Origin of the sequence: Streptomyces sp. NPDC001594 (assembly GCF_042893675.1) — a bacterium.
In the GTDB taxonomy this organism is placed as follows: Bacteria; Actinomycetota; Actinomycetes; order Streptomycetales; family Streptomycetaceae; genus Streptomyces.
Genome location: NZ_JBIAVB010000017.1, coordinates 102,260 through 122,074, shown reverse-complemented (window position 1 = coordinate 122,074; position 19,815 = coordinate 102,260). Strand labels below are relative to the sequence as shown.

18 protein-coding genes and 1 tRNA gene are annotated in these 19,815 nt (G+C 73.8%); 9 read left to right on the top strand and 10 right to left on the bottom strand.

Annotated features, from left to right (window positions below; genetic code table 11):
* Nucleotides 1–19: 19 nt before the first annotated feature.
* Entirely contained in the window at nucleotides 20–967 is a 948-nt protein-coding gene (locus tag ACFY0O_RS29880) for a TIGR03619 family F420-dependent LLM class oxidoreductase (RefSeq protein ID WP_388952287.1), read from the bottom strand.
* Nucleotides 968–1,136: 169 nt separating this feature from the next.
* On the opposite strand from ACFY0O_RS29880, the gene ACFY0O_RS29875 reads away from it, so the two are divergent.
* Nucleotides 1,137–1,769, top strand: a complete 633-nt coding sequence (locus ACFY0O_RS29875; RefSeq protein WP_388952285.1) for a hypothetical protein — start codon at nucleotides 1,137–1,139, stop codon at nucleotides 1,767–1,769.
* Here the strand turns inward: ACFY0O_RS29875 and ACFY0O_RS29870 are convergent.
* Nucleotides 1,758–2,639 carry a L,D-transpeptidase family protein gene (locus ACFY0O_RS29870; RefSeq protein WP_388952283.1) on the bottom strand — a complete coding sequence of 294 codons (882 nt, stop codon included), beginning with the start codon at nucleotides 2,637–2,639 and terminating at the stop codon, nucleotides 1,758–1,760. The genes ACFY0O_RS29875 and ACFY0O_RS29870 overlap by 12 nt on opposite strands.
* Nucleotides 2,640–2,858: 219 nt before the next feature.
* Nucleotides 2,859–3,278: a MerR family transcriptional regulator gene (locus ACFY0O_RS29865; RefSeq protein ID WP_388952280.1), complete on the bottom strand. Its 420-nt coding sequence runs from the start codon at nucleotides 3,276–3,278 to the stop codon at nucleotides 2,859–2,861.
* A 95-nt stretch (nucleotides 3,279–3,373) separates the two neighbouring features.
* On the opposite strand from ACFY0O_RS29865, the gene ACFY0O_RS29860 reads away from it, so the two are divergent.
* Nucleotides 3,374–4,201, top strand: a complete 828-nt coding sequence (locus tag ACFY0O_RS29860) for an oxidoreductase (RefSeq protein WP_388952278.1) — start codon at nucleotides 3,374–3,376, stop codon at nucleotides 4,199–4,201.
* Nucleotides 4,202–4,245: 44 nt separating this feature from the next.
* On the opposite strand, the gene ACFY0O_RS29855 is transcribed toward ACFY0O_RS29860, so the two are convergent.
* Nucleotides 4,246–4,315 (bottom strand) — tRNA-Gly (locus tag ACFY0O_RS29855).
* A gap of 261 nt (nucleotides 4,316–4,576) precedes the next feature.
* On the opposite strand from ACFY0O_RS29855, the gene ACFY0O_RS29850 reads away from it, so the two are divergent.
* On the top strand, nucleotides 4,577–5,017 hold the full coding sequence (locus ACFY0O_RS29850; RefSeq protein WP_388952275.1) for an NUDIX hydrolase: 441 nt from the start codon (nucleotides 4,577–4,579) through the stop codon (nucleotides 5,015–5,017).
* Nucleotides 5,018–5,081: 64 nt separating this feature from the next.
* Here ACFY0O_RS29850 and ACFY0O_RS29845 read toward each other — a convergent pair whose 3' ends face one another.
* Both ACFY0O_RS29845 and ACFY0O_RS29840 read right to left on the bottom strand, forming a co-directional pair.
* Nucleotides 5,082–6,701 (bottom strand): ATP-binding cassette domain-containing protein, encoded by a 1,620-nt coding sequence (locus tag ACFY0O_RS29845; RefSeq protein WP_388952273.1) that lies wholly within the window; start codon nucleotides 6,699–6,701, stop codon nucleotides 5,082–5,084.
* 46 nt (nucleotides 6,702–6,747) lie between these two features.
* Nucleotides 6,748–7,338 (bottom strand): DUF6434 domain-containing protein, encoded by a 591-nt coding sequence (locus ACFY0O_RS29840; RefSeq protein WP_388952271.1) that lies wholly within the window; start codon nucleotides 7,336–7,338, stop codon nucleotides 6,748–6,750.
* A 203-nt stretch (nucleotides 7,339–7,541) separates the two neighbouring features.
* Here ACFY0O_RS29840 and ACFY0O_RS29835 point away from each other — a divergent pair, with 203 nt between their 5' ends.
* A complete protein-coding gene (locus ACFY0O_RS29835; protein ID WP_388952268.1) occupies nucleotides 7,542–8,447 on the top strand; it encodes a hypothetical protein in 906 nt (301 codons plus the stop codon).
* Here the strand turns inward: ACFY0O_RS29835 and ACFY0O_RS29830 are convergent.
* Nucleotides 8,428–8,673, bottom strand: a complete 246-nt coding sequence (locus ACFY0O_RS29830) for a hypothetical protein (protein ID WP_388952266.1) — start codon at nucleotides 8,671–8,673, stop codon at nucleotides 8,428–8,430. The two genes, ACFY0O_RS29835 and ACFY0O_RS29830, sit on opposite strands and share 20 nt — an antisense overlap.
* Before the next feature lie 144 nt (nucleotides 8,674–8,817).
* Nucleotides 8,818–9,675, bottom strand: coding sequence for a trypsin-like serine peptidase (locus ACFY0O_RS29825; protein WP_388952264.1), 858 nt, complete (start codon nucleotides 9,673–9,675; stop codon nucleotides 8,818–8,820).
* A gap of 198 nt (nucleotides 9,676–9,873) precedes the next feature.
* On the opposite strand from ACFY0O_RS29825, the gene ACFY0O_RS29820 reads away from it, so the two are divergent.
* The gene (locus ACFY0O_RS29820; RefSeq protein WP_388952262.1) at nucleotides 9,874–11,016 is read left to right on the top strand and encodes an alpha/beta fold hydrolase; all 1,143 of its coding nucleotides are present in this window, start codon (nucleotides 9,874–9,876) and stop codon (nucleotides 11,014–11,016) included.
* Between the two features lie 72 nt (nucleotides 11,017–11,088).
* On the opposite strand, the gene ACFY0O_RS29815 is transcribed toward ACFY0O_RS29820, so the two are convergent.
* Nucleotides 11,089–12,309 carry an amidohydrolase family protein gene (locus tag ACFY0O_RS29815; protein ID WP_388952259.1) on the bottom strand — a complete coding sequence of 407 codons (1,221 nt, stop codon included), beginning with the start codon at nucleotides 12,307–12,309 and terminating at the stop codon, nucleotides 11,089–11,091.
* 153 nt (nucleotides 12,310–12,462) lie between these two features.
* Between ACFY0O_RS29815 and ACFY0O_RS29810 the strand changes: the two genes are divergently transcribed.
* The 3 genes from ACFY0O_RS29810 (at nucleotide 12,463) to ACFY0O_RS29800 (ending at nucleotide 16,992) form a co-directional block, all read left to right on the top strand.
* Entirely contained in the window at nucleotides 12,463–15,498 is a 3,036-nt protein-coding gene (locus ACFY0O_RS29810) for a BTAD domain-containing putative transcriptional regulator (protein ID WP_388952258.1), read from the top strand.
* Nucleotides 15,499–15,696: 198 nt separating this feature from the next.
* A complete protein-coding gene (locus ACFY0O_RS29805; RefSeq protein WP_388952255.1) occupies nucleotides 15,697–15,903 on the top strand; it encodes a hypothetical protein in 207 nt (68 codons plus the stop codon).
* A 363-nt stretch (nucleotides 15,904–16,266) separates the two neighbouring features.
* On the top strand, nucleotides 16,267–16,992 hold the full coding sequence (locus ACFY0O_RS29800; RefSeq protein ID WP_388952252.1) for a methyltransferase domain-containing protein: 726 nt from the start codon (nucleotides 16,267–16,269) through the stop codon (nucleotides 16,990–16,992).
* On the opposite strand, the gene ACFY0O_RS29795 is transcribed toward ACFY0O_RS29800, so the two are convergent.
* Nucleotides 16,993–18,951 (bottom strand): exo-alpha-sialidase, encoded by a 1,959-nt coding sequence (locus ACFY0O_RS29795; RefSeq protein WP_388952249.1) that lies wholly within the window; start codon nucleotides 18,949–18,951, stop codon nucleotides 16,993–16,995.
* 119 nt (nucleotides 18,952–19,070) lie between these two features.
* On the opposite strand from ACFY0O_RS29795, the gene ACFY0O_RS29790 reads away from it, so the two are divergent.
* Nucleotides 19,071–19,814 (top strand): hypothetical protein, encoded by a 744-nt coding sequence (locus ACFY0O_RS29790; RefSeq protein WP_388952247.1) that lies wholly within the window; start codon nucleotides 19,071–19,073, stop codon nucleotides 19,812–19,814.
* The last annotated feature ends 1 nt before the right edge of the window (nucleotide 19,815 follow it).

Genomic DNA, 19,815 nt, shown 5'->3' with positions numbered 1-19,815 from the left:
CCCTCCCGGTCGTTGGTTCTCAGTCGTTGAGGAACGGGGCCACCTCGGCCCCGAAAGCGGTGATCTGGTCGACGAGTTCGGCCCGGTCGCGATTGCGGAAGCGGACCTGGATCTGGTCCACGCCCAGCGCCCGGTACTCCCGCAGGGACTCCGCCAGCGCCTCCGCCTTGCCTGCGAGGGTGCGCCTGCCGGTGTCCCAGCCGGGCTCCCCGACGTAGAGGGGCTCGGTGATCGCCCCCACCTCGAAGGGCCCCGCCACCCCGGCCGCCTCCCTCAGCTCGCGGATCCGGGCGACCTGCGCCGGGATCCGCTCGCGCGGGTCGCCCTGCGGGAGCCAGCCGTCACCGCGCACCGCGGCCCGCCGGACGGCGGCCGGGGAGGACCCGCCCACCCAGACGGGGATCCGCTCCTGGACGGGACGGGGCAACTGGCCGAGGTCGCGGAAGGAGAACCGTTCCCCCTCGAACTCGGGGAACTCCTCCGGGCCGAGGGCGGCCCGCAGCGCGTCCAGGGTCTCGTCCAAGACCGCCCCCCGCCCCTCGAAGTCCGCCCCCAGCGCCTCGAACTCCTCCCGCACGTGCCCGGCCCCGACCCCGAGGACCAGGCGGCCGCCGGAGAGGTGGTCGAGGGTCGCGTACTGCTTGGCGGTGGCCAGCGGGTGGCGCAGGCCGACGATCGCGACGTGGCTCAGCAGCCGGACGCGCTCGGTGATACCGGCCAGGAAGGCGAGGGTGGCCACCGGGTCGTACCAGACGGTGCCCATGGGCCCCGCGAGCCGCCGCGGGACGGCCACGTGGTCGCACGTGGCCAGGTACCCGAACCCCGCCCGGTCCGCGGCCCGCGCCACCTCGGCGAGATCGACCGCACCGGCGGAGGCCTCCCAGGGTTCGGCGTAGATGGTGCTCTGCGACTGGACCGGGAGCTGCATCCCGTACGCCAGCCGACCTTCCGGAAACACACGTGCCATGGCTGTCCGCCCGTCCGCCTCGTGATGGTGGTCGCGGCCTGCCGAATCGGCACACCCCCGCCGCCGGGCCATCGTCGTAGCTGACGGACCGTCAGGCAAGGGGTCGGGCGGGACCGGTGGGGGCGGTCCGGTCATTGGCCCCCGGCGGCCGAGCGCCTAGGGTGCGGCCGTGGAGTCGATACTGACCCTTGTCAGCGGGCTGGCCTGGACCCTCGTGTACGTCGAGGCGATCCGGGTGGGGTTCCGCGACCGGACGTACGCCATGCCCGTCGCCGCCCTCGCGCTGAACCTCGCCTGGGAGGCCACCTACGCCGCCAACGACATCCGCGGCGGGCTGTCCCCGCAGGGCGTGGTCAACGTGGTGTGGTGCGCCGCCGACCTGGTGATCGTCCACACCTACCTGCGCTACGGGCGCGCCGAGCTGCCCGCCTTCGTGACCCGGCCGCTGTTCGCGGCGTGGAGCGTGCTCGTCTTCGCGACCGGCTTCGCCGTGCAGCTGCTGTTCCTCTCGCACTTCGGCGCGCACGACGCCTCGCGCTACGCCGCGTTCCTGCAGAACCTGCTGATGTCCGGGCTGTTCGTGGGCCTCTACGCCGCCCGGCGCGGCCCGCGCGGGCAGTCGCTGCTGATCGCCGTCGCCAAGTGGCTGGGCACCCTCGCGCCGACGGTGCTGTTCGGGGTGATGGAGGGCTCCGGGTTCGTCCTGGGGCTGGGCGTCCTGTGCTCCGTCTTCGACCTCGTGTACATCGGGCTGCTGGTGTGGGGGAAGCGGAGCGGCCCGGTGGCGCGGCTAGAAGCCTGACGGGCCCATGACGACGACCGGGTGGGCGGCCGGGTCCAGGGTCTGGAGGAGCTGCTTCATCGCCGCCTTGGGCAGGCCGACGCAGCCCTGGGAGGGGCCGTCGTGGTCCACGTGGAGCCAGATGTTGCCGCCCCGGCCCTCGCCGTCCGGCATCACCGGGTCGAGGGGGGACACGCCCTGGCGGCGGTTGTAGTCGATCGCCACGACGTAGTCGAAGGAGCCGTCGAGGGACTCGCCGTTCACCCCGCGCCCCGAGGCGACGAAGCCGGAGTCCCGGTCGTACGGGAGCTTCGTGCCCGGCGGGGCCGGCAGCAGGCCGCCGGCGTCGCTGAGGGAGAACACGCCCTGCGGGGAGGTCAGGTCCCCGTACTCGCGGCTGGTGGACCAGCCCTTGGCGCCGTTGCGGGCCGGCCACTGCGCGGCCCGTACCCAGTCCGCACCGGGGGCGGGGCGGGTGTACAGGGCGGCGGTGGACTCCGAGGAGTCCTTGGCCTTGCCGGTGACGAGGACCAGCTGGCGCGCCTCGGCCGGGATACGGGCCCGGGTGCTCTCGCTGAGGGCGGCGGCCGGGAGCCCCTGGAGGGCGTCGGGACGGCGGCCACCGCGAGCGGCGTGCGCGGGGGCCGCGGCGTGGGACTTGGGCCGGGCGTCGGAACCGACCGGCGGCACGGGCGCGCCGGGCCGCTCGTAGAGGGCGTGCACCCATCCGGCCCCGAAGAGCAGCAGCCCGGCGGTGGCGACCAGCACCAGCGCCCGCGGCGGCCGCCCGGCCGCCCCACGCCGCCGCCGGCCGCGTTCCGGCGTACGGGCACGGGCACGGGGGCTGGAGGCGGGACCGGCTCCGGTTCCGGCTCGACGGTGCTTGCTCATCCCCCCGACGGTACATCAGCTGATCACCTTTGCCGGTGACCCGGGTTCCGGTTCCACTCCGGTGGCTTCGGCCGGGGGTGGGCGGGGTGCCCGGGGGCGGAGGGCGCGGCAGATCGCTACGCGCTTCTCTCGATTCGGCGTCCGGCCGCTGCCTGGGGCTGATACCTGCACCAGATGACGACGGGACGGGCATCCGGGGGTGGGGGGCGCGGCGGATCACTACGCGCTGTTCGGGTTTTGGTGGTGGGACGGGTTCCAGAGGTGGTCGGCCTCGCCGCGGGCGAGGTGCTCCTCGTAGACCCGCACCTTGTACCGCACCACGTCCAAGGCCTCCTGCAGCTCGCGGATCTGCTCCTGGACGTGTCGCTCGTGCCGGCGCAGCAGTTCCAGGCGGTCGCGTTCGTTGCCCGCGCCCTGACGGGCCAGCTCTACGTACTCCCGGATGGTGGCCAGGGGCATGCCGGAGGAGCGGAGCCTGGTGCAGACCGCCAGCCACTCCAGGTCTTCCTCGTGGTAGATCCGGCGGCCGTTGGACAGCCGGCGCACCGGGTTGGCGAACAGGCCTTCCCGCTCGTAGAAGCGCAGCGCGTGGACGCTCAGCCCACTGCGCTCCGCCACCTCGCCGATGCTCAGGTCCATGAGTGACTCCGGTCACGTACGTGTTGATCTAGACCGGACTCTAGCTCCTACCGTCGACTCGTCGGCCAGTCGGACGATCGGAATTGGGGGAGAACATGAGCGTGTGGTTCGTCACCGGTGCCTCGCGTGGGCTCGGAGCGGAGATCACCCGTGAGGCGCTGGAGCGGGGACACCGCGTGATCGCGACGGCGCGGGACGCGTCGGCGGTGCTCAAGGCGTACCCGGAGAAGCCGGGAGGGCTGCTGGCGGTGGACGCGGACGTCACCCGGCCGGAGCAGCTGGCGCGCGCGGTGGAGGCCGGGCTGGCGGAGTTCGGGCGCATCGACGTCGTGGTCAACAACGCCGGCTACGGGCTCGTGGGCGCGGTCGAGGAGACCTCCGACGAGGCGGTGCGGGCCCTGTTCGACGTCAACGTGTTCGGCGTGCTCAACACGCTGCGGGCGACCCTGCCGGCCCTGCGGTCCCAGCGTTCCGGACACGTCCTGAACATCGGCTCCGTCGGCGGCTTCGCGACCGCCCCCGCGGTGGGCTTGTACGGCGCGTCGAAATTCGCCCTCGAAGGCATCTCGGAGGCGCTGCACGGCGAACTCGCACCCCTCGGCATCCACGTCACCATCATCGAGCCGGGCGGCTTCCGCACCGACTTCCTCAACAGCTCGAGCATCCGCTTCGAGCCCGCCACCCTCCCCGACTACGCAGCCGGCGCGGGTCCGGTGCGCGAGGCGCTGGCCGCGAACGACGGCCTCCAGCCGGGCGATCCGGTGAAGGCCGCCAAGGCAGTCGTCGACATCACGGAGGCCGCCGAACCGCCGCTGCGCCTGCAGCTGGGCACGGACGCGGTCGAACGCGTCGAGGCGAAGCTGGCCCTGGTGCGGCGCGAACTCGACACGTGGCGCCACATGTCGGTCTCCACCGCCATCTGACGCGAAAGGCCCCGACCTCCCTGAGGAGGCCGGGGCCTTGATCGAGCGCTGGGCAGGCCTTGCACCTGCATCCCCCCACAGGAAGTGGGGTGCCTTTCCTTGGACCACCAACGCCAGTCCCACCACCGGTTTCCCGGCCGCGAGCTCGAGATGAACTCTACAGCCAAGATCAGCCCCAGACCACCCCCGCCCCCCAAGAACCGGAACCCCGACACCTCCCGTCCCCGCATGCCCGTCCTGTCGTCCTCTGGTGCGGCCATCAGCCCGTGACGGCCGGTAGACGCCGAGACCGGAGGAGCGCGTAGCGATCTGACGCGCCCCCAGCCCGGTGCCGACCCCTCCCGCCCGGGGCGTCCCCCGCCGTACCCTGCGGTGATGAGAACTCCGCGTCAGGCAGCGCGCCTTGTCGTCCTCTCCCCCAGCGGGGCGGTTTTCCTGTTCCGGGAGAACAATGTCGAAGTCGGCGTCCACTGGCTGCCCCCGGGCGGCGGGATGGATCCCGGTGAGACCCCCGAGGAGTGCGTGCGGCGGGAGCTGCGCGAGGAGACCGGGTGGACCGACCTGGAGCCGCAGCGGTTGCTGTGCACCTGGGAGCACGACTTCACCCACGAGGGCATCCCCGTCCGGCAGCACGAGCACATCTACGTCACCACCGGCCCGCACCGGGAGCCCGTCCTCGAGGACCCCGGCATCCACTGGCAGTGGCTCTCGCCGGAGCGGCTGGCCACCCTCGGCGAGCCCCTCTGGCCCCCGCGCCTGCCGGACCTCCTCCGCGCCGCCCGGGCCGAACCCGTCCACCTCGGCCTGGTCACCTGAGGACCGAGCCCAGGACGAGGGCCCCCGCCCCCGACCCCCGGGCCCAGAACGAGAGCCCCCCCCCTCACCGCACCCGCTCGACCCTCCGCTCGTCCCACACCGGCTCGGCGGTCTCGCGAACGACGCCGTCCGAGCCGAACACCAGGTAGCGGTCGAAGGAGCGGGCGAACCAGCGGTCGTGCGTGACCGCCAGCACCGTGCCCTCGTACGCCTCCAGGCCCTCCTGCAGGGCCTCCGCCGACTCCAGGTCGAGGTTGTCCGTCGGCTCGTCGAGGAAGAGCGCGGTGGTGCCCGCCAGCTCCAGCAGCAGGATCTGGAAGCGGGCCTGCTGGCCGCCCGACAGCTTGTCGAAGGGCTGGTCCCCCTGGCGCTCCAGCTCGTAGCGCCGCAGCGCCGACATCGCCCCGCCCCGGTCCTTGGCGTGCTCGGTCCACAGGACGTCGACCAGGGTGCGTCCCACCAGCTCGGGATGGGCGTGCGTCTGGGCGAAGTGCCCCGGCACCACCCGTGCGCCCAGCTTCCACGCACCCGTGTGCCGGACGTCCTCGCCCGCGAGCAGCCGCAGGAAGTGCGACTTGCCCGAGCCGTTCGACCCGAGGACCGCGACGCGCTCCCCGTAGAAGACCTCCAGGGAGAACGGCTTCATCAGCCCGGTGAGTTCCAGCTCCTCGCAGACCACGGCCCGCACCCCGGTGCGGCCGCCCTGCAGGCGCATCCGGATCTCCTGCTTGCGCGGCGGCTCCGGCGGCGGGCCGGCCTCCTCGAACCTGCGCAGTCGGGTCTTGGCCGCCTGGTAGCGGGAGGCCATCTCGTCGCTGCGCGCGGCGTACTGCTGGAGGTCCTGGACGAGCCGTTTCAGCTGCGCGCGCTTCTCGTCCCAGCGGCGGCGCAGTTCGTCGAAGCGCGCGAACCGCTCCTCCCGTGCCGCGTGGAAGGTCCCGAAGCCCCCGCCGTGGACCCATACGTCGGAGCCGGCCGGGCCGGGTTCCACCGCCACGATGCGCTGCGCGGCGCGCGCCAGCAGTTCCCGGTCGTGGGAGATGAACAGGACCGTCTTGCGGGTCTCCCGCAGCCGCTCCTCCAGCCAGCGCTTGCCGGGTACGTCGAGGTAGTTGTCCGGCTCGTCCAGCAGGAGCACCTCGTCCGGTCCGCGCAGCAGCGCCTCCAGCACGAGCCGTTTCTGCTCGCCGCCGGACAGGGTCCGCACCTCCCGGAACCGGGCCCGCTCGTAGGGGGTGCCGAGGGCGGCCGTCGTGCACATGTCCCAGACGGTCTCGGCCTCGTACCCGCGGACCTCGGCCCAGTCGCTGAGCGCCTGGGCGTAGGCCAGCTGCGCGGCCTCGTCGTCGACCGTCATGATCAGGTGCTCGGCCGCGTCCACGGCGGCCGCGGCCTGCCGGATCCGCGGCGGGGACACGGAGACGAGCAGGTCGCGGACGGTGCGTTCGTCCCGTACGGAGCCGACGAACTGGTGCATGACCCCGATGCCGCCGCTGGAGGTGACGCTCCCGCCGTGGGGCTGCAGCTCGCCCGACAGCAGCCGCAGCAGCGTCGTCTTGCCCGCGCCGTTGGCGCCGACCAGGGCGGCCACGGACCCCTCGCCCACTCTGAACGAGGCGTCGCCGAGCAGCACCCTCCCGTCGGGCAGGTAGTACTCCAGGTGCGAGGCTTCGAGATGTCCCATGGACAGCCATACTCGGCCGCGCCGCCGTGGCGGCTCAACGCATTTTTCAGGACGTACCGCCGGTTCCGGCGGGGTGCCGGGGTGCCGAGCGGTGGGTGCGCCAGGCCTCCAGGGCCTCCTCCCTCGTGCCCGCCGGATGGTCGGCGTGCCAGGCGCGCAGGAAGCGGTTGAACTCGAACTGGGCGCCGATCTCCTGGGGTTCGGCCGCCACGTCACGGGTGGTGTGCCAGTGGGCGACGGCTTCGGCGAGGGTGCGGCCGGGGTTCTCCGCGACGTAGGCCCGCATGTGTGCGTCGAAGTGGAATGCCGGGCCGATCTCCCGCCGGAAGAACTCCCGCAGCACCTGGCTGCACCGCTGGCCGTCGGGGATCACCGTGGCGCCGTCCACCGGGGCGGAGAGCTGCCGGACGGCCGCGGCCCGGCGGGGGGCGGCGGCGGGGAGCGGTTCCCCGTCGAGCGCGGCCCGCAGCCGCTCCGTGAGCGCCTCCTTGCCGCCTCCGCGGGGCACGTCGAGCCGGCGGGCGAGCGCGGTCAGCTCGGCCAGGGTCCAGTACCAGCGGGTGAGTTCGGCCCCGGTGAGATCGGTGGTCAGGGGCGGGCGCTCCCCCGGCACGGCCGGGCCGTAATTCGAAAGCATGTTCCCATCCTAGGGCGCCGGGCCTGGATGCGACGGGTCCCGATGCGGCGCAGAATGGATGAGGGCGTCGCGTCGCACGCGGGCGGGAATCGCCGGTGGACGCCCGGTCCGGAGCTCGGTCCGTCCGCACGGCCCACACCCCACACCGCACCCGACGCACGACGCACGACGCGCTCGCCCACGCGCGACGAAATGGGGCAGTGATGAGGAAATCCCTGGTGGCCACGCTGGCGGCCGCGGTGGTCGCGGTCCTGTCGGCGGGTCCCGCCACCCCCGCCTCCGCTTCCGTGTCCTGCTTCGGCAGCGGCGGGAACGCCTCGATCCTCTTCTACCGAGTCGACAGCGGCTCCGCCGTCACCGGCACCCTCTCCGGTGGCGATTGGGAGTCCAACGGGGAGTTCCACCTGCCGCGCGGCTACACGCACGCCGCGGCGAGCCACGATTCGCTGCTGCTGTACAACAAGATCACCGGTGCTGCGGAGGTCGGCACCTTCTCGTACGGCGAGTACGCCCGCACCCGGACTTACGCCGACTTCCCGAAGGGCTGGACCCAGGTCGAGGCCTCGGGCGACTCGGTGATCTTCTACAACGCCCCGACCGGCCGCGCCGTCACCGGCACCTTGCGCGACGGCAAGTACCAACAGGTGCACACGTACGACAACTTCAACAAGGGCTGGGTGGCGATGGCCGTCTCGTGCGACACCCTCCTCGCGGAGGCCCGGCCGGGGTCGGCCACCTTCTCGTGGGACGGGAGCGAGTACGGAAAGCTGGAGGGCGGCGCCTACTCACACACGAGCAGCCTCTTCCTGGGGGAGGAGAAGCATCTGGGCCAGCTGACCGCCACCAGGGACTCGGTACTGTCCTGGGCGAAGGCGGAAGGGAAACTCGCCCTCCGCGCGGGCGAGGCGGCCAACGGCTGGATCTCCCAGTTCGGCGGTGTCGGCACCGTCCCCCTCTGGGAGAAGGTGGGCCGGACCGCGGACAGCCTGATCTTCTACAACTCCGACGGCACCGCCTCGACCGCGACGCTGGTCGACGGCGACTACAAGAACGTCGGCCCCCTGGACGGCATCTCTCCCGGCTGGACCCTCATCGAGGGCGGGGTGTAGCCAGGGCGTAGCCGCCCGCCGCCAGGGCGGAGTCGGCCTGCCGGGTCGAGTCGCCCCAGTTGACGTTCTCGGGCCCCCTTCCGGCGAGGGCGGCCGGGGACGCCGCCGCCGGAGACGCCACCACAGCCGGATGCGCCTCCGCCGCCGGGGCCGGGAGGTAGGCCGTGGCGGTGAGGGCGGCGGCGAGGGCGAGCGGGACGGCGAGGCGCAGGAACGTGCGGCGCATGGCGGCGGTCTCCTCCGGGAGCGGCGGTCGGGTCGCCCCCGATCCTGGCCGGAAGCGGCCCGCCGGACATCGTGCGCGGGAGGGAGCCGCCCTCCCCCGCACGGGGGAGGACGCCGCCCCGGACGGAGCCGGGCGGCCCGGCCGTCAGGGCTTCACCGGTGCGGTGGCCTTCGCGTAGAGCTGGGCGGCGTAGTCGCCGAGGACGGTGCTGGTGGAGACGTCGTCCGTGTCGCCGCCCGTCAGGATGCCGATGATCTTGCCGTCGCGGCCGAGCCAGGCGCTGCCGCTGGTCCCGCCGGGGAAGTCGGCGCAGTCGAAGCGCTGTTCGCGCTCGCTGGTGCGTACGGCGACCGCCGTGCAGGTGCGGGGGACCTTGCGGTCGGCGGGGTAGCCCGTCACCGTGACCTCCTCGCCGGCGCGGCCGCTGGTGTCGAGGGGGGCGCCGCCGGTGATGTCCTCGATGTTGCGGCCCTTGTCGTCGGGGGCGAGGCGGGCGAAGGCGAGGTCGTAGTCGTCGTCCGTGTCGTCGGCCCAGCGCTTGTCCTCGAAGACCTGCTCTATCTTCCAGACCCCGTACGGGGCGACGCCGTTCGCGTATCCGGGTGCGAAGACGGCTCCCCCGTCGCGGGACTGCTGCCCTTCCAGGAGGCAGTGCCCGGCGGTCACGAGCATGTTCTTGCCGGGGCTGCGGACCACCGTCGCGGTGCAGAAGTGGTCGCCTTCGAGGCTGCCGGTGAACAGGGCGCCGGTGAAGGCGGTGGTCTTGGCCTGGTTGGCCTGGCCGGGCGCGGCGGGGGTCTGCCGGTCCTTGGCGAGCTGCGGCTTCGACGCCTGCGGGCGCGAGGAGGTGCTCGGCGGGCCGGAGGGCGCGGCGGCCGACTTGGCGTGCACGGGGGCGGCCGCCTCGGGGGGCGGGACGAGTTCGGCGACCGCCGCCGAGGCGCCCAGTGCCGCCACGGCGCAGAGCACCGCCGTCACCACGGACCGCTTGTCCACCGCCATGATCCCTCCCGCTTTGCCCTGGCGAAGCATGCCCCGGCGACGGGCCGGGGTGCAAGGTGCGGAGCTCGCGCGCCGCTGGGATGGCGGGATCCCGGCGCCGCCGGACGGCCGGAACGCACGCCCCCAACCCCCTTTACAAACCGCTCCGTTGCCGTAGTCTCCTCCTCGTCAGCAAAACAGTATCTGGGGGAAACAGTAATGTTCGGGATCATCGCCGCCACCGCCGTGACCACCGCCGCCGCGCTCGCCGTCCCCGTCGCCGGCCTCTTCGCCCACCGCGCCGTGCGCCGGTCCGCGAACGCCCGCCTGATGCGCATCGACACCCCGAACGGCATCGACGAGCAGGGCTTCGTCCGCATCGGCGGGATCGACCAGTGGATCTCGGTGCGCGGCGAGGACCGGGCCAACCCGGTGCTGCTGGAGCTGCACGGCGGCCCGGGCGCGGCGAACTCCCCGTACGGGGCCCGCACCCGGGCCTGGGAGGAGCACTTCACCCTGGTCCGCTGGGACATGCGCGGCGCCGGGCTGACCTTCGCCCACGGCGGCCCCTCCGGCCAGGGCGGCGAGCCGTCCTTCGAGCGGCTGTACGCGGACGCGCTGGAGGTCGTCCACCACGTCCGAGCGCGCCTCGGCGTCGACCGCGTGGTGCTGCTGCCGAGCTCCTTCGGCACGGTGTTCGGGCTCCGGCTGGCGCGCAGCCACCCCGAGCTGTTCTCGGCGTACGTCGGCACCGACCAGAACGTCCTGGAGGCCGGGCGGGACACCTCCGCCTACGACGCCACGCTGGAACGGCTGCGGGCGGCCGGTAAGGCCAAGGACGTGGCGAGGCTGGAGGCGATGGGCTCGGACTGGCGCCGCTGGACCCCGGCGCAGCGGACGGCGTACGACAAGCTGTGCGCCGGCAGCGACCGGCTGACGCTGGACACGGTCAAGAAGGTGGTCCTGGGCTCGATGTGGCTGTCCCCGCTGTACTCCCCCGCCCGGATCGTCGCGTACTTCAAGGGGCAGGGCTTCTCCGAGCCCGTCACCGCGGGGACGCACGGCTTCGACGACCGGGCGGAGGGCACCCGGTTCGAGGTGCCGTTCTTCGTCTTCCAGGGCGCCCTGGACGTGATCACCCCGGCGGCCCGCGCCAAGGCGTTCTTCGACGCGGTGGAGGCGCCGGTGAAGGCCTTCGCGCTGATCGAGGGCGCGAGCCACTTCGCGGCGCTGCGCCGTCCGGACCGCTTCCTGGAGCTGCTGCTGACGCACGTCCGGCCCGTGGTGACGGGCGGGACGTGCGGGACGGGCGAAACGGGCGGGACGGGCGGGACGGGTCGGACGGGCGCCACCGCCGTCTGATCGCCGTCCGGTCCGCCGGGGCGGGGGGCGGGGGGCGGGGGCCGCATGCGGGCTCCCGCCCCCCGCGGGGTCTCAGGCTCCCGCCCAGAGCCCCTCCGGGGTGAGCCCGAGCAGGTCGATGGCGTTGCCGCGCACGATGCGGTCGACGACCTCGGGGTCGAGGTGACCCATCTGGGCCTGGCCGACCTCGCGCGACTTGGGCCAGGTGGAGTCCGAGTGCGGGTAGTCGGTCTCGTAGAGGACGTTGCCGACGCCGATGGAGTCGAGGTTCTTCAGGCCGAAGGCGTCGTCGAAGAAGCAGCCGAAGACGTGCTCGGCGAAGAGCTCGGACGGCGGGCGGTGGACCTTGTCGGCGACCCCGCCCCAACCGCGGTTCTCCTCCCAGACGACGTTCGCGCGCTCCAGGATGTACGGAATCCAGCCGATCTGGCCCTCCGCGTACATGATCTTGAGGCGGGGGAAGCGCTCGAACTTGCCGCTCATCAGCCAGTCGACCATCGAGAAGCAGCAGTTGGCAAAGGTGATGGTGGAGCCGACGGCCGGCGGGGCGTCGGCGGAGGTGGACGGCATGCGCGAGGAGGAGCCGATGTGCATGGCGATGACCGTGCCGGTCTCGTCGCAGGCCTGGAGGAAGGGGTCCCACGCGTCGGTGTGGATGGACGGGAGCCCCAGGTGCGGGGGTATCTCGGAGAAGGCGACGGCGCGCACGCCCCGCGCGGCGTTGCGGCGCACCTCCTCGGCGGCGAGCCGGGCGTCCCACAGCGGGACGAGGGTCAGGGGGATGAGTCGGCCCCCGGCCTCGGGCCCGCACCACTCCTCCACCATCCAGTCGTTGTACGCGCGGACGCCGAGGAGGCCGAGTTCGCGGTCCTTGGCCTCGGTGAAGGTCTGGCCGCAGAAGCGCGGGAAGGTCGGGAAGCAGAGGGCGGACTGGACGTGGTTGACGTCCATGTCGGCGAGGCGCTCGGGAACCGAGAAGGAGCCCGGGCGCATCTGCTCGTAGGTGATGACTTCCAGTTTGATCTCGTCACGGTCGTACCCGACGGCGGTGTCGAGGCGGGTGAGCGGCCGGTGCAGGTCCTCGTACACCCACCAGTCCCCGACGGGTCCGTCGTCGCCCTTCGCGCCCATGACGGGGGCGAACTTCCCGCCGAGGAAGGTCATTTCCTTCAGGGGGGCGCGGACGATCCGTGGGCCGGTGTCGCGATACCTGGACGGGAGCCGGTCCCGCCAGACGTGAGGGGGTTCAACCGTGTGGTCGTCCACCGAGATGATCTTGGGGAAGGTCTCCATGGACCTTAAGGTAGCGCTGATCTGACGAACCGTCAGCTCCTTGGGCGCCAGTCGTTCACCGGCCAGGAGCGGATGGCTCCGCCGCGGACTGACGCGTACGTTCAACACAGGGCAGACTTGCCCTTGAACCGACGGAAGGCAGGGGGAGGACAGATGGACGGCGGACCGGCCATCCCGCACCAGCCGCGCGTCTCCGACGGTCCCGGCACGCCCGGAGCGGCCGCGCCGACCGGAGCAGCTGCACCGGCCCGAACGGCCACGTCGGCCGGAACGGCCACCTCGGCCGGAGCCGTCGGCGACAACCGCTTCGCCGTGCTCGGACCCATCCGGGCCTGGCGCGGCGGCCAGGCCCTGCCCTCCGGCAGCCCCCAGCAGCGGGCCCTCCTCGCCGCCCTGCTCCTGCGCGACGGCCGCACCGCCACCGCGCCCGAGCTGATCGACGCCATCTGGGGCGAGGACCCCCCGCAGCAGGCCCTCGCCACCATCCGCACCTACGCCTCCCGGCTCCGCAAGGTCCTCGACCCCGGCCTCCTCGTCAGCGACGCCGGCGGCTACGCCATCCGGCTGCGCCACCAGGAGTCCCTCGACCTCGCCATCGCCCGCGGCCTCGCCTCCGACGCCGAGCGGGCCCGCACCGCCGGGGACCGCGCCCTCGCCCGGACCCTGCTGGCCCGCGCCCTGGACCTGTGGGACGGCGAACCCCTCGCCGGGGTCCCCGGACCGCACGCCGAGACGGAGCGGACCCGGCTCACCGAATGGCGCTTCCAGCTGCTGGAGACCCGCCTCGACCTGGACCTGGAGGTCGGCCAGCACGCCGAGGCCGTGTCCGAGCTCACCGCCCTCACCGCCGCCCACCCGCTGCGCGAGCGGCTGCGCGAGCTGCTGATGCTCGCCCTCTACCGCAGCGGCCGCCAGGCCGAGGCCCTCGCCGTGTACGCCGACACCCGCCGACTCCTCGCCGACGAGCTCGGCGTCGACCCGCGGCCCGAGCTCTCCGTCCTCCAGCAGCGCATCCTCAACGCGGACGCCGAACTGGCCCGCACCGAGGACCCCGCCCCGGCCGCCACCCCAGCGCCCGTACGCCCCGCACAACTGCCCGCCACCGTCCCGGACTTCACCGGCCGCACCCCGTTCGTCAGCGAGCTCGGCGAGATCCTCGCGGGCTCCGACGGCCAGGTCATGGCCGTCTCCGCGCTGGCCGGCATCGGGGGCGTCGGCAAGACCACCCTCGCCGTGCACGTCGCGCACGCCGCCCGCCCCCACTTCCCCGACGGCCAGCTCTACGTGGACCTCCAGGGCACCGAACCCCGCCCCGCCCTCCCCGAAGCCGTCCTCGGCTCCTTCCTGCGGGCCCTGGGCACCCCCGACAGCGCCATCCCCGACTCCGCCGCCGACCGGGCCGCCCTCTACCGCTCCACCCTCGACGGCCGCCGCGTCCTGGTCCTCCTCGACAACGCCCGCGACGCCGCCCAGGTCCGCCCGCTACTGCCGGGCACCGCGGGCTGCGCCGCCCTCGTCACCAGCCGGGTCCGGATGTCGGGCCTCGCCGGCGCCCATCTCGTCGACCTCGACGTGATGAGCCCCGAGGAGGCCCTGCAGCTGTTCACCCGCATCGTCGGCAGCGAACGCGTCGGTGCCGAACGCCAGGCCGCCCTCGACGTCGTCGGCGCCTGCGGGTTCCTGCCGCTGGCCATCCGCATCGCCGCCTCCCGGCTCGCCGCCCGCCGCACCTGGACCGTCTCCGTCCTCGCCGCCAAACTCGCCGACGAACGCCGCCGCCTCGACGAACTCCAGTCCGGCGACCTCGCCGTCAAGGCCACCTTCGAGCTCGGCTACGGCCAGCTGGAACCCGCCCAGCAGCGCGCCTTCCGCCTGCTCGGCCTCGCCGACGGCCCCGACATCTCCCTGCCCGCCGCGGCCGCCGCCCTCGACCTGGCCGAGCACGACACCGAGGACCTCCTCGAAGCCTTAGTCGACTGCTCCCTCCTGGAATCGGCCGCCCCCGGCCGCTACCGCTTCCACGACCTCGTCCGCCTCTACGCGCGTGCCTGCGCCGAACGCGACGAACGGCCCGAAGGCGGACGCGAGGCCGCCCTCGACCGGCTCCTCGACTTCTACCTCGCCACCGCCTCCCGCGTGTACGCCCTGGAGCGGCCCGGCGACCGGCTGCCCGCCCACCTCTCCGAGACCCGCCACCCCGGACTCGTCCTCGGCGAACCCCGCGCCGCCCTGGACTGGCTCTTCGCCGAGGCCGACCCGCTGCTGGCCTGCGTACGCCAGTCCGCCGGCCGGCCCGGGGCCCTGCGCCGGGCCGTGGACCTGCTGTGGGCCGCCAAGGACCTCTCCGAGTCCGGCGCCAACTCCAAGCAGTACGAGCTGGCCGCGCTGACCCTGTGCGAGGCGGCGCGCGCCGCGCGGGACCCGCGCAGCGAGGGCCGGGCCCGGACCACCCTCACCATGGTCCACCTCTTCGTGGGCCGGTTCGCCGAGGCCGACGAACAGGCCCGCCAGGCCATGGAGCTGGCCCGCCTGGCCGGCGACCCGCTGCCCAGCTGCTGGGCGCCCAACGACCGCGGGATCATCGCCCTCTACCAGAAGCGGCACGAGGACGGCGAACGCTTCCTGCTGGAGGCCATCGAGAACTTCCGGGCCGACGGCAACTTCATCGGCGAGGCCAGCGCCCTGTGCAACCTCTCCCGGATCCACGTGGTCCTGGGCCGGATGTCCAGCGCCATCGACCTCGCCCAGCAGGGCATCGCCATATACGACCGGATGGGCCTGACCCTGCGCCTGGCCAACGGCCGCTACGCGCTGGGCATCGCGCTCACCCAGGCCGGACGGCTCGCGGAGGCGCTGGACCAGCTCGGCGAGGCCCTGTCCCTCTTCCACGACAACCGCCAGCCGCTGTGGGAGGGCGTGACCCACTTCCGGCTCGCCGAGGCCCACCTGGCCGCCCAGCGGCCCGCGCTGGCCGCCAAGCACGCCGAGCAGGCCATCGCGCTGCGCGGCATCGGCGGGGAGTGGCGCCGGGCGACGGTGCTGACGGTCCTGGGCAAGGCGCTGCGCCGGCTCGGCCAGCCCGACCGGGCGCGTGCCTGCTGGCGGGACGCGGAGGCGGTGTTCCTGCAACTGGGTTCGGCGGAACTGGCCGAAGTGCAGGCCCTGCTGGCGTCGGAACTGGCCGCCTGAGGCCCTGACCTGGAGCCCTGCTCGATGGACGACCGCGTTCATCGTTCGTTTATCGCCGCGCGGCAGGATGAGTGCATCGGCCCGGGGCGTCGGGGGGCACCCGGGACGGCTGGAGGACGACCCGTTCGGCGGTCCACGGGGGAATCGCCGAACGGGCCCGACAACCAACGGGCACCACAAGAGATCAGGAGAGAGTCGATGGCGACGAACGAGAACATCCTGCCGCTCGACGGCGACATCAGACCGCTCGACAACCACGCCTCGGGCGCCGACATCAACCCGTCGGCCGAACCGCCGGCCGAACCGCCGGTCGTGGCCAAGCCCGGCGAGAAGCCGCTGGACAACCACGCCTCGGACCTCGACATCGTGTCGATGGACAACCACGCGTCCGGCCCCCGCCCGTAACGGGCAGGGGTACACGGCAGGACGGACGTACGGGGGAAACGTACGGGGGACCTTGAGCGGTCGTACGGGGGACGTACGGGGGAACCGCCCGAGGACGTACGGGGGAAAGTACGGGGGAAGCACGGGGGAAGCACGACGGTGGACGCAGCCGGGGGGATGCGCCGCCGGCACGGAGCACGGCGTACGGGGGAACGGGCGGGCTCGCCCACGGGGGATTCGGGGAATCCGGGCGAGCCCGCACGGGGGGACGTACGGGCAGCACCCGGGGGAACGCACGGGGGAGCGGCGGTCGCGGTGGCCGGAGGGGGACCACCGCGGCCGCCGCGTATCCGCGTGTCCGGCCGCCGCCACTACCCTGAACCCGTGTTCACCTCCCAGGGCCCGAGCCTGCGCGAACTGGCCGTCCAGGCCCTCTCCTCCGTCGAGCGGGGCTACGACCTGCTGGCCCCCAAGTTCGACCGCACGCCGTTCCGCACCCCGGACCGGATGCTCGACGCCGTCGAGGAGGCCCTCGCCCAGCGGGAGGGCGGCTTCGGCTCCGGCCTGGACCTGTGCTGCGGCACCGGCGCCGGCCTGGGGATGCTGCGCCGCCTGTGCCGGGACCGGGTCACCGGGGTCGACCTCAGCGCCGGGATGCTGGCGGAGGCCGCCCGGGCCCACCCCGAGGGCGTGGACCTCGTACGGGCCGACGCGCTCGCCCTGCCCGAGCGGCTCTGGAACGCGTACGACTTGGCCGTCAGCTTCGGCGCCTTCGGCCACTTCCTCCCCGCCGAGCGCCCCGCCCTCTTCGGCGGGGTCTACCGCACCCTGCGCCCCGGCGGCGTGTTCGCCTTCCCGGTCGGCGCCCCGATCCCGGTGACCTCGCCCCTGTGGTGGGCGGTGGCCGGCTTCGACTCGGCGATGCGGATCCGCAACGCGGTGTGGCGGCCGCCCTTCGTCATGTACTACCGCACCTTCCCGTTCGGCCCGGTCCGCGACGACCTGAGGGCGGCGGGCTTCACCGTGGAGACCGTACCGCTGCCCCCCTTCGGCCACCGCGAGGACGGCACCCCGCACTGGCGCCTGCTGCTGGCCCGCAAGCCGGAGTGATCACCAGATCCGGTCGAATGGCAGGTGGACGCGTTCCTGGTCGGTGACGTCGTTGCCGTCGCGCAGGCGGGCCATGTCGTTGCGGGACAGGGCGCGGCCGTAGATCCGTACGTCGTCCAGGGCGCCGGCGTAGAAGGCCTTGTAGTCGGGCTGGGTGCCGAGGTGGAGGGTGAAGGGGCCGGTGGGGCGGAGGTCGCCCGCGGGGCCGGTGGGGGTGGGGGCGGTGGCGGGCGGGGCGCCGTCCACGGAGAGTTCGAGGCGGCCGGCGCTGCGCTGGAGGACGACGTGGTGCCAGGTGTCGTCGTCGGTGCGGGAGCGGGAGGTGACGGCGACGGGGCCGGTTCCGGAGTTGACGGTGCCTTCGAGGCGGCCGGTGGCGGGGTCGGCCTCGATGCGGATCTGGGGGGCGGCGGGGCCCTGGCCGTAGGCCCAGAAGAGGGGCTGGCGGGTGCCGCTCTCCTTGTCCTGGCCGCGGGTCTTGTACTTGACCCAGGTGGCGACGGCGAAGTCGTCGGCGCCGACGCGCAGTTCGTCGGGGCAGTCGATCAGGCGCAGGAAGTCGTCCTTGCCGTCGAAGCGCATGGCCTTGCCGCCGCCGGGCCGGTTGCCCAGGCGCGGGGCGCCGTGGACGACGGCGTGGTTGCGGTAGGGGGTGGTGTCGCTGGTGCGGCGGGGGGTGAGGTCCTCGGCGGCGGCGCGCAGTTCGTGGGGGCCGAAGGCGGTGAACTTGATGTAGCCGTGCGGGGTGCCGTTGGCGGTCTCGTAGAGCAGGCCGACGCGGCCGCCGGGCAGGGCCGCCATGTCGGAGTAGCCGGCGCGCTCGCGCAGGACGACGGCGCCGTCCTCGGACCAGGTGCGGCCCTCGTCCCGGGAGGTGCGCACGGCGAGGGTCCAGCGGTCGGAGGACTCGGCGCCGGGGCGGCTGGGGGCCGACAGGAGCAGGGGGCCGCCGGGGAGCTGGAGCACGGATCCGGCGGCGGGCGGGGCGGGGAGGTCGGCGACGGGGACGAAGCCGGGTGCGGGGACCTGGGGCGCGGAGACGTCGTCGACGACTGCGGACATGCGGTGGTCGGCGGTGCCGCAGGTGGCGGTGGAGCGGGCGTTGACGTAGATCCGGCCGTCGGGGAGCTGGGTGAGGGCGGGTTCGTTGGGGGCGGGGCGGCCTTCGGGGGCGCCCCAGCGGGCGCCGGGCCGCCAGCTGAGGCCGCCGTCGTCGCTGTAGAGGAGCTGGGCGCCGGATTCGCCGGATGTGGTGCGGTAGTCGGCGCTGACGACGAGGCGGCCTGGCCGGTCGGGGCGGGTGGGGGTGAGCTGGACGCCGTGGCCGGGGCCGACGGAGACCCAGGACCAGTCGGCGCCCTTGAGCTGGGGCTGCGGCTGGGGGTCGGTGGTCCAGTCGGCGCCGTCGTCGGTGCTGTGGGCCATGCGCAGTTCGCGGGGGCCGCGGACGCGGTTGCCGTCGGGGTCGGCGGTCCAGGTGCTGTAGGCGTAGAGGAGGGAGACGCGGCCGGAGGCGGAGTCGACGACGGGGGCGGGGTTGCCGTAGGCGCCGGGGTCCCCGGCGCCGCGGATGATCTGGAGGGGGCCCCAGGTGCGGCCCTCGTCGGTGGAGCGCTTGAGGACGAGGTCGATGTCGCCGACGTCACCGCAGCCGGCGGTGCGGGCTTCGGCGATGGCCAGGAGGGTGCCGTTCCTGGTGGTGGTGAGGGTGGGGGTGCGGTAGCAGTCGTAGCCCTCGGTGAACGCGTTGAAGGGGGCGGAGACGGCGGCGGTCAGCCCGGGCTTGTGCGCGGGTTCGGGCCCGTCCGCGTCCGCCGTGCCCTCGGGTGCGTCGGGCCGCAGGACGAAGGCCAGCACGAGGGCCACGGAGAGGGTCAGCGCGAAGGCGAGGCCCGCCCGGGCCCCGACCCGGGCGCGGCTGTCCTGGCGGATTCGTTCGAATGTTTGACGCACGCTCACCGGTGCAGGCTAACGCGGTCGTGGCCGGCGGGGATCAGGGGTGCGTCGGGGTCGCCTCGGGGTGGGGGTGGGGGCGATGCCGGATCCTGCGCGGGGGCGGGGCGGACAGGATCGGGGCCATGACCAACGAAGCGCCCGGGCAGGGGAATTCGAGTAGTGCAGGCATCATCCGGCGGGCCGGGGCGGGGCGGGCCGGCGGCCGGCCGTGGGGGCGGCGGCGGAGCGCGGTCGTGCGGGGGGCCTTCGTCGCGGGGCCGCTGTGCGTGCTGGTGTACGGGGTGATCCGGCTGGCCGACCCGGACCACGGCCCGGGTCCCGCCTGGACCGTCGGCCACGTCTTCCTGGCCGCCGGGCTCGTGCTGTTCGGCGCGGTGTTCCTCGGGATGCGGCGGCTGGCGGTTCCGGCCGGGCGGGCGGCGCGGCTGGGGGCCGGGGTGGCGACGGGGCTCGGGGTGGCGGGTGCGGCCGCGGCCGTGGCACAGGCGGGCATCGACCTGGCGGTCGGGTTCCGGTCCGCCGACCGGGCGGGCATGGACATGCTGTTCGAGCAGGTCCAGAGTCGGCCGGGGGTGGAGCCGGTGGTGTACTCGGTGGGGCCGATGCTGTTCTACGTGGGCCTGCTGTGGCTCGTGACGCAGCTCGCCGTGCAGCGCCGGACCGGGGTGTGGCGTCCGGTGGCGGTGCTGCTGGGCACGGCGGTGATGGCCGTGAGCCTGGACCTGATGCCGCTGGGCGCCCTCCTGTTCGCCGCCGCCCTGGCCCCGCTGGGCCGGGACGTGGCGGCCCGCGAGTGCGCCGCCCGCGCCGACCTGGCGTACGGGGGCGGTGCCCCGTACGGCGGCGGCCTGCGGGCGGTCGCGTGAG

Excerpts from the sequence above, each read along its gene's own strand:
- ACFY0O_RS29880 (WP_388952287.1), bottom strand. The coding sequence starts at position 967 with ATGGCACGTGTGTTTCCGGAAGGTCGGCTGGCGTACGGGATGCAGCTC.
- ACFY0O_RS29870 (WP_388952283.1), bottom strand. The coding sequence starts at position 2,639 with ATGAGCAAGCACCGTCGAGCCGGAACCGGAGCCGGTCCCGCCTCCAGC.
- ACFY0O_RS29865 (WP_388952280.1), bottom strand. The coding sequence starts at position 3,278 with ATGGACCTGAGCATCGGCGAGGTGGCGGAGCGCAGTGGGCTGAGCGTC.
- ACFY0O_RS29860 (WP_388952278.1), top strand. The coding sequence starts at position 3,374 with ATGAGCGTGTGGTTCGTCACCGGTGCCTCGCGTGGGCTCGGAGCGGAG.
- ACFY0O_RS29850 (WP_388952275.1), top strand. The coding sequence starts at position 4,577 with ATGAGAACTCCGCGTCAGGCAGCGCGCCTTGTCGTCCTCTCCCCCAGC.
- ACFY0O_RS29845 (WP_388952273.1), bottom strand. The coding sequence starts at position 6,701 with ATGGGACATCTCGAAGCCTCGCACCTGGAGTACTACCTGCCCGACGGG.
- ACFY0O_RS29840 (WP_388952271.1), bottom strand. The coding sequence starts at position 7,338 with ATGCTTTCGAATTACGGCCCGGCCGTGCCGGGGGAGCGCCCGCCCCTG.
- ACFY0O_RS29835 (WP_388952268.1), top strand. The coding sequence starts at position 7,542 with ATGAGGAAATCCCTGGTGGCCACGCTGGCGGCCGCGGTGGTCGCGGTC.
- ACFY0O_RS29830 (WP_388952266.1), bottom strand. The coding sequence starts at position 8,673 with ATGCGCCGCACGTTCCTGCGCCTCGCCGTCCCGCTCGCCCTCGCCGCC.
- ACFY0O_RS29825 (WP_388952264.1), bottom strand. The coding sequence starts at position 9,675 with ATGGCGGTGGACAAGCGGTCCGTGGTGACGGCGGTGCTCTGCGCCGTG.
- ACFY0O_RS29820 (WP_388952262.1), top strand. The coding sequence starts at position 9,874 with ATGTTCGGGATCATCGCCGCCACCGCCGTGACCACCGCCGCCGCGCTC.
- ACFY0O_RS29815 (WP_388952259.1), bottom strand. The coding sequence starts at position 12,309 with ATGGAGACCTTCCCCAAGATCATCTCGGTGGACGACCACACGGTTGAA.
- ACFY0O_RS29810 (WP_388952258.1), top strand. The coding sequence starts at position 12,463 with ATGGACGGCGGACCGGCCATCCCGCACCAGCCGCGCGTCTCCGACGGT.
- ACFY0O_RS29805 (WP_388952255.1), top strand. The coding sequence starts at position 15,697 with ATGGCGACGAACGAGAACATCCTGCCGCTCGACGGCGACATCAGACCG.
- ACFY0O_RS29790 (WP_388952247.1), top strand. The coding sequence starts at position 19,071 with ATGACCAACGAAGCGCCCGGGCAGGGGAATTCGAGTAGTGCAGGCATC.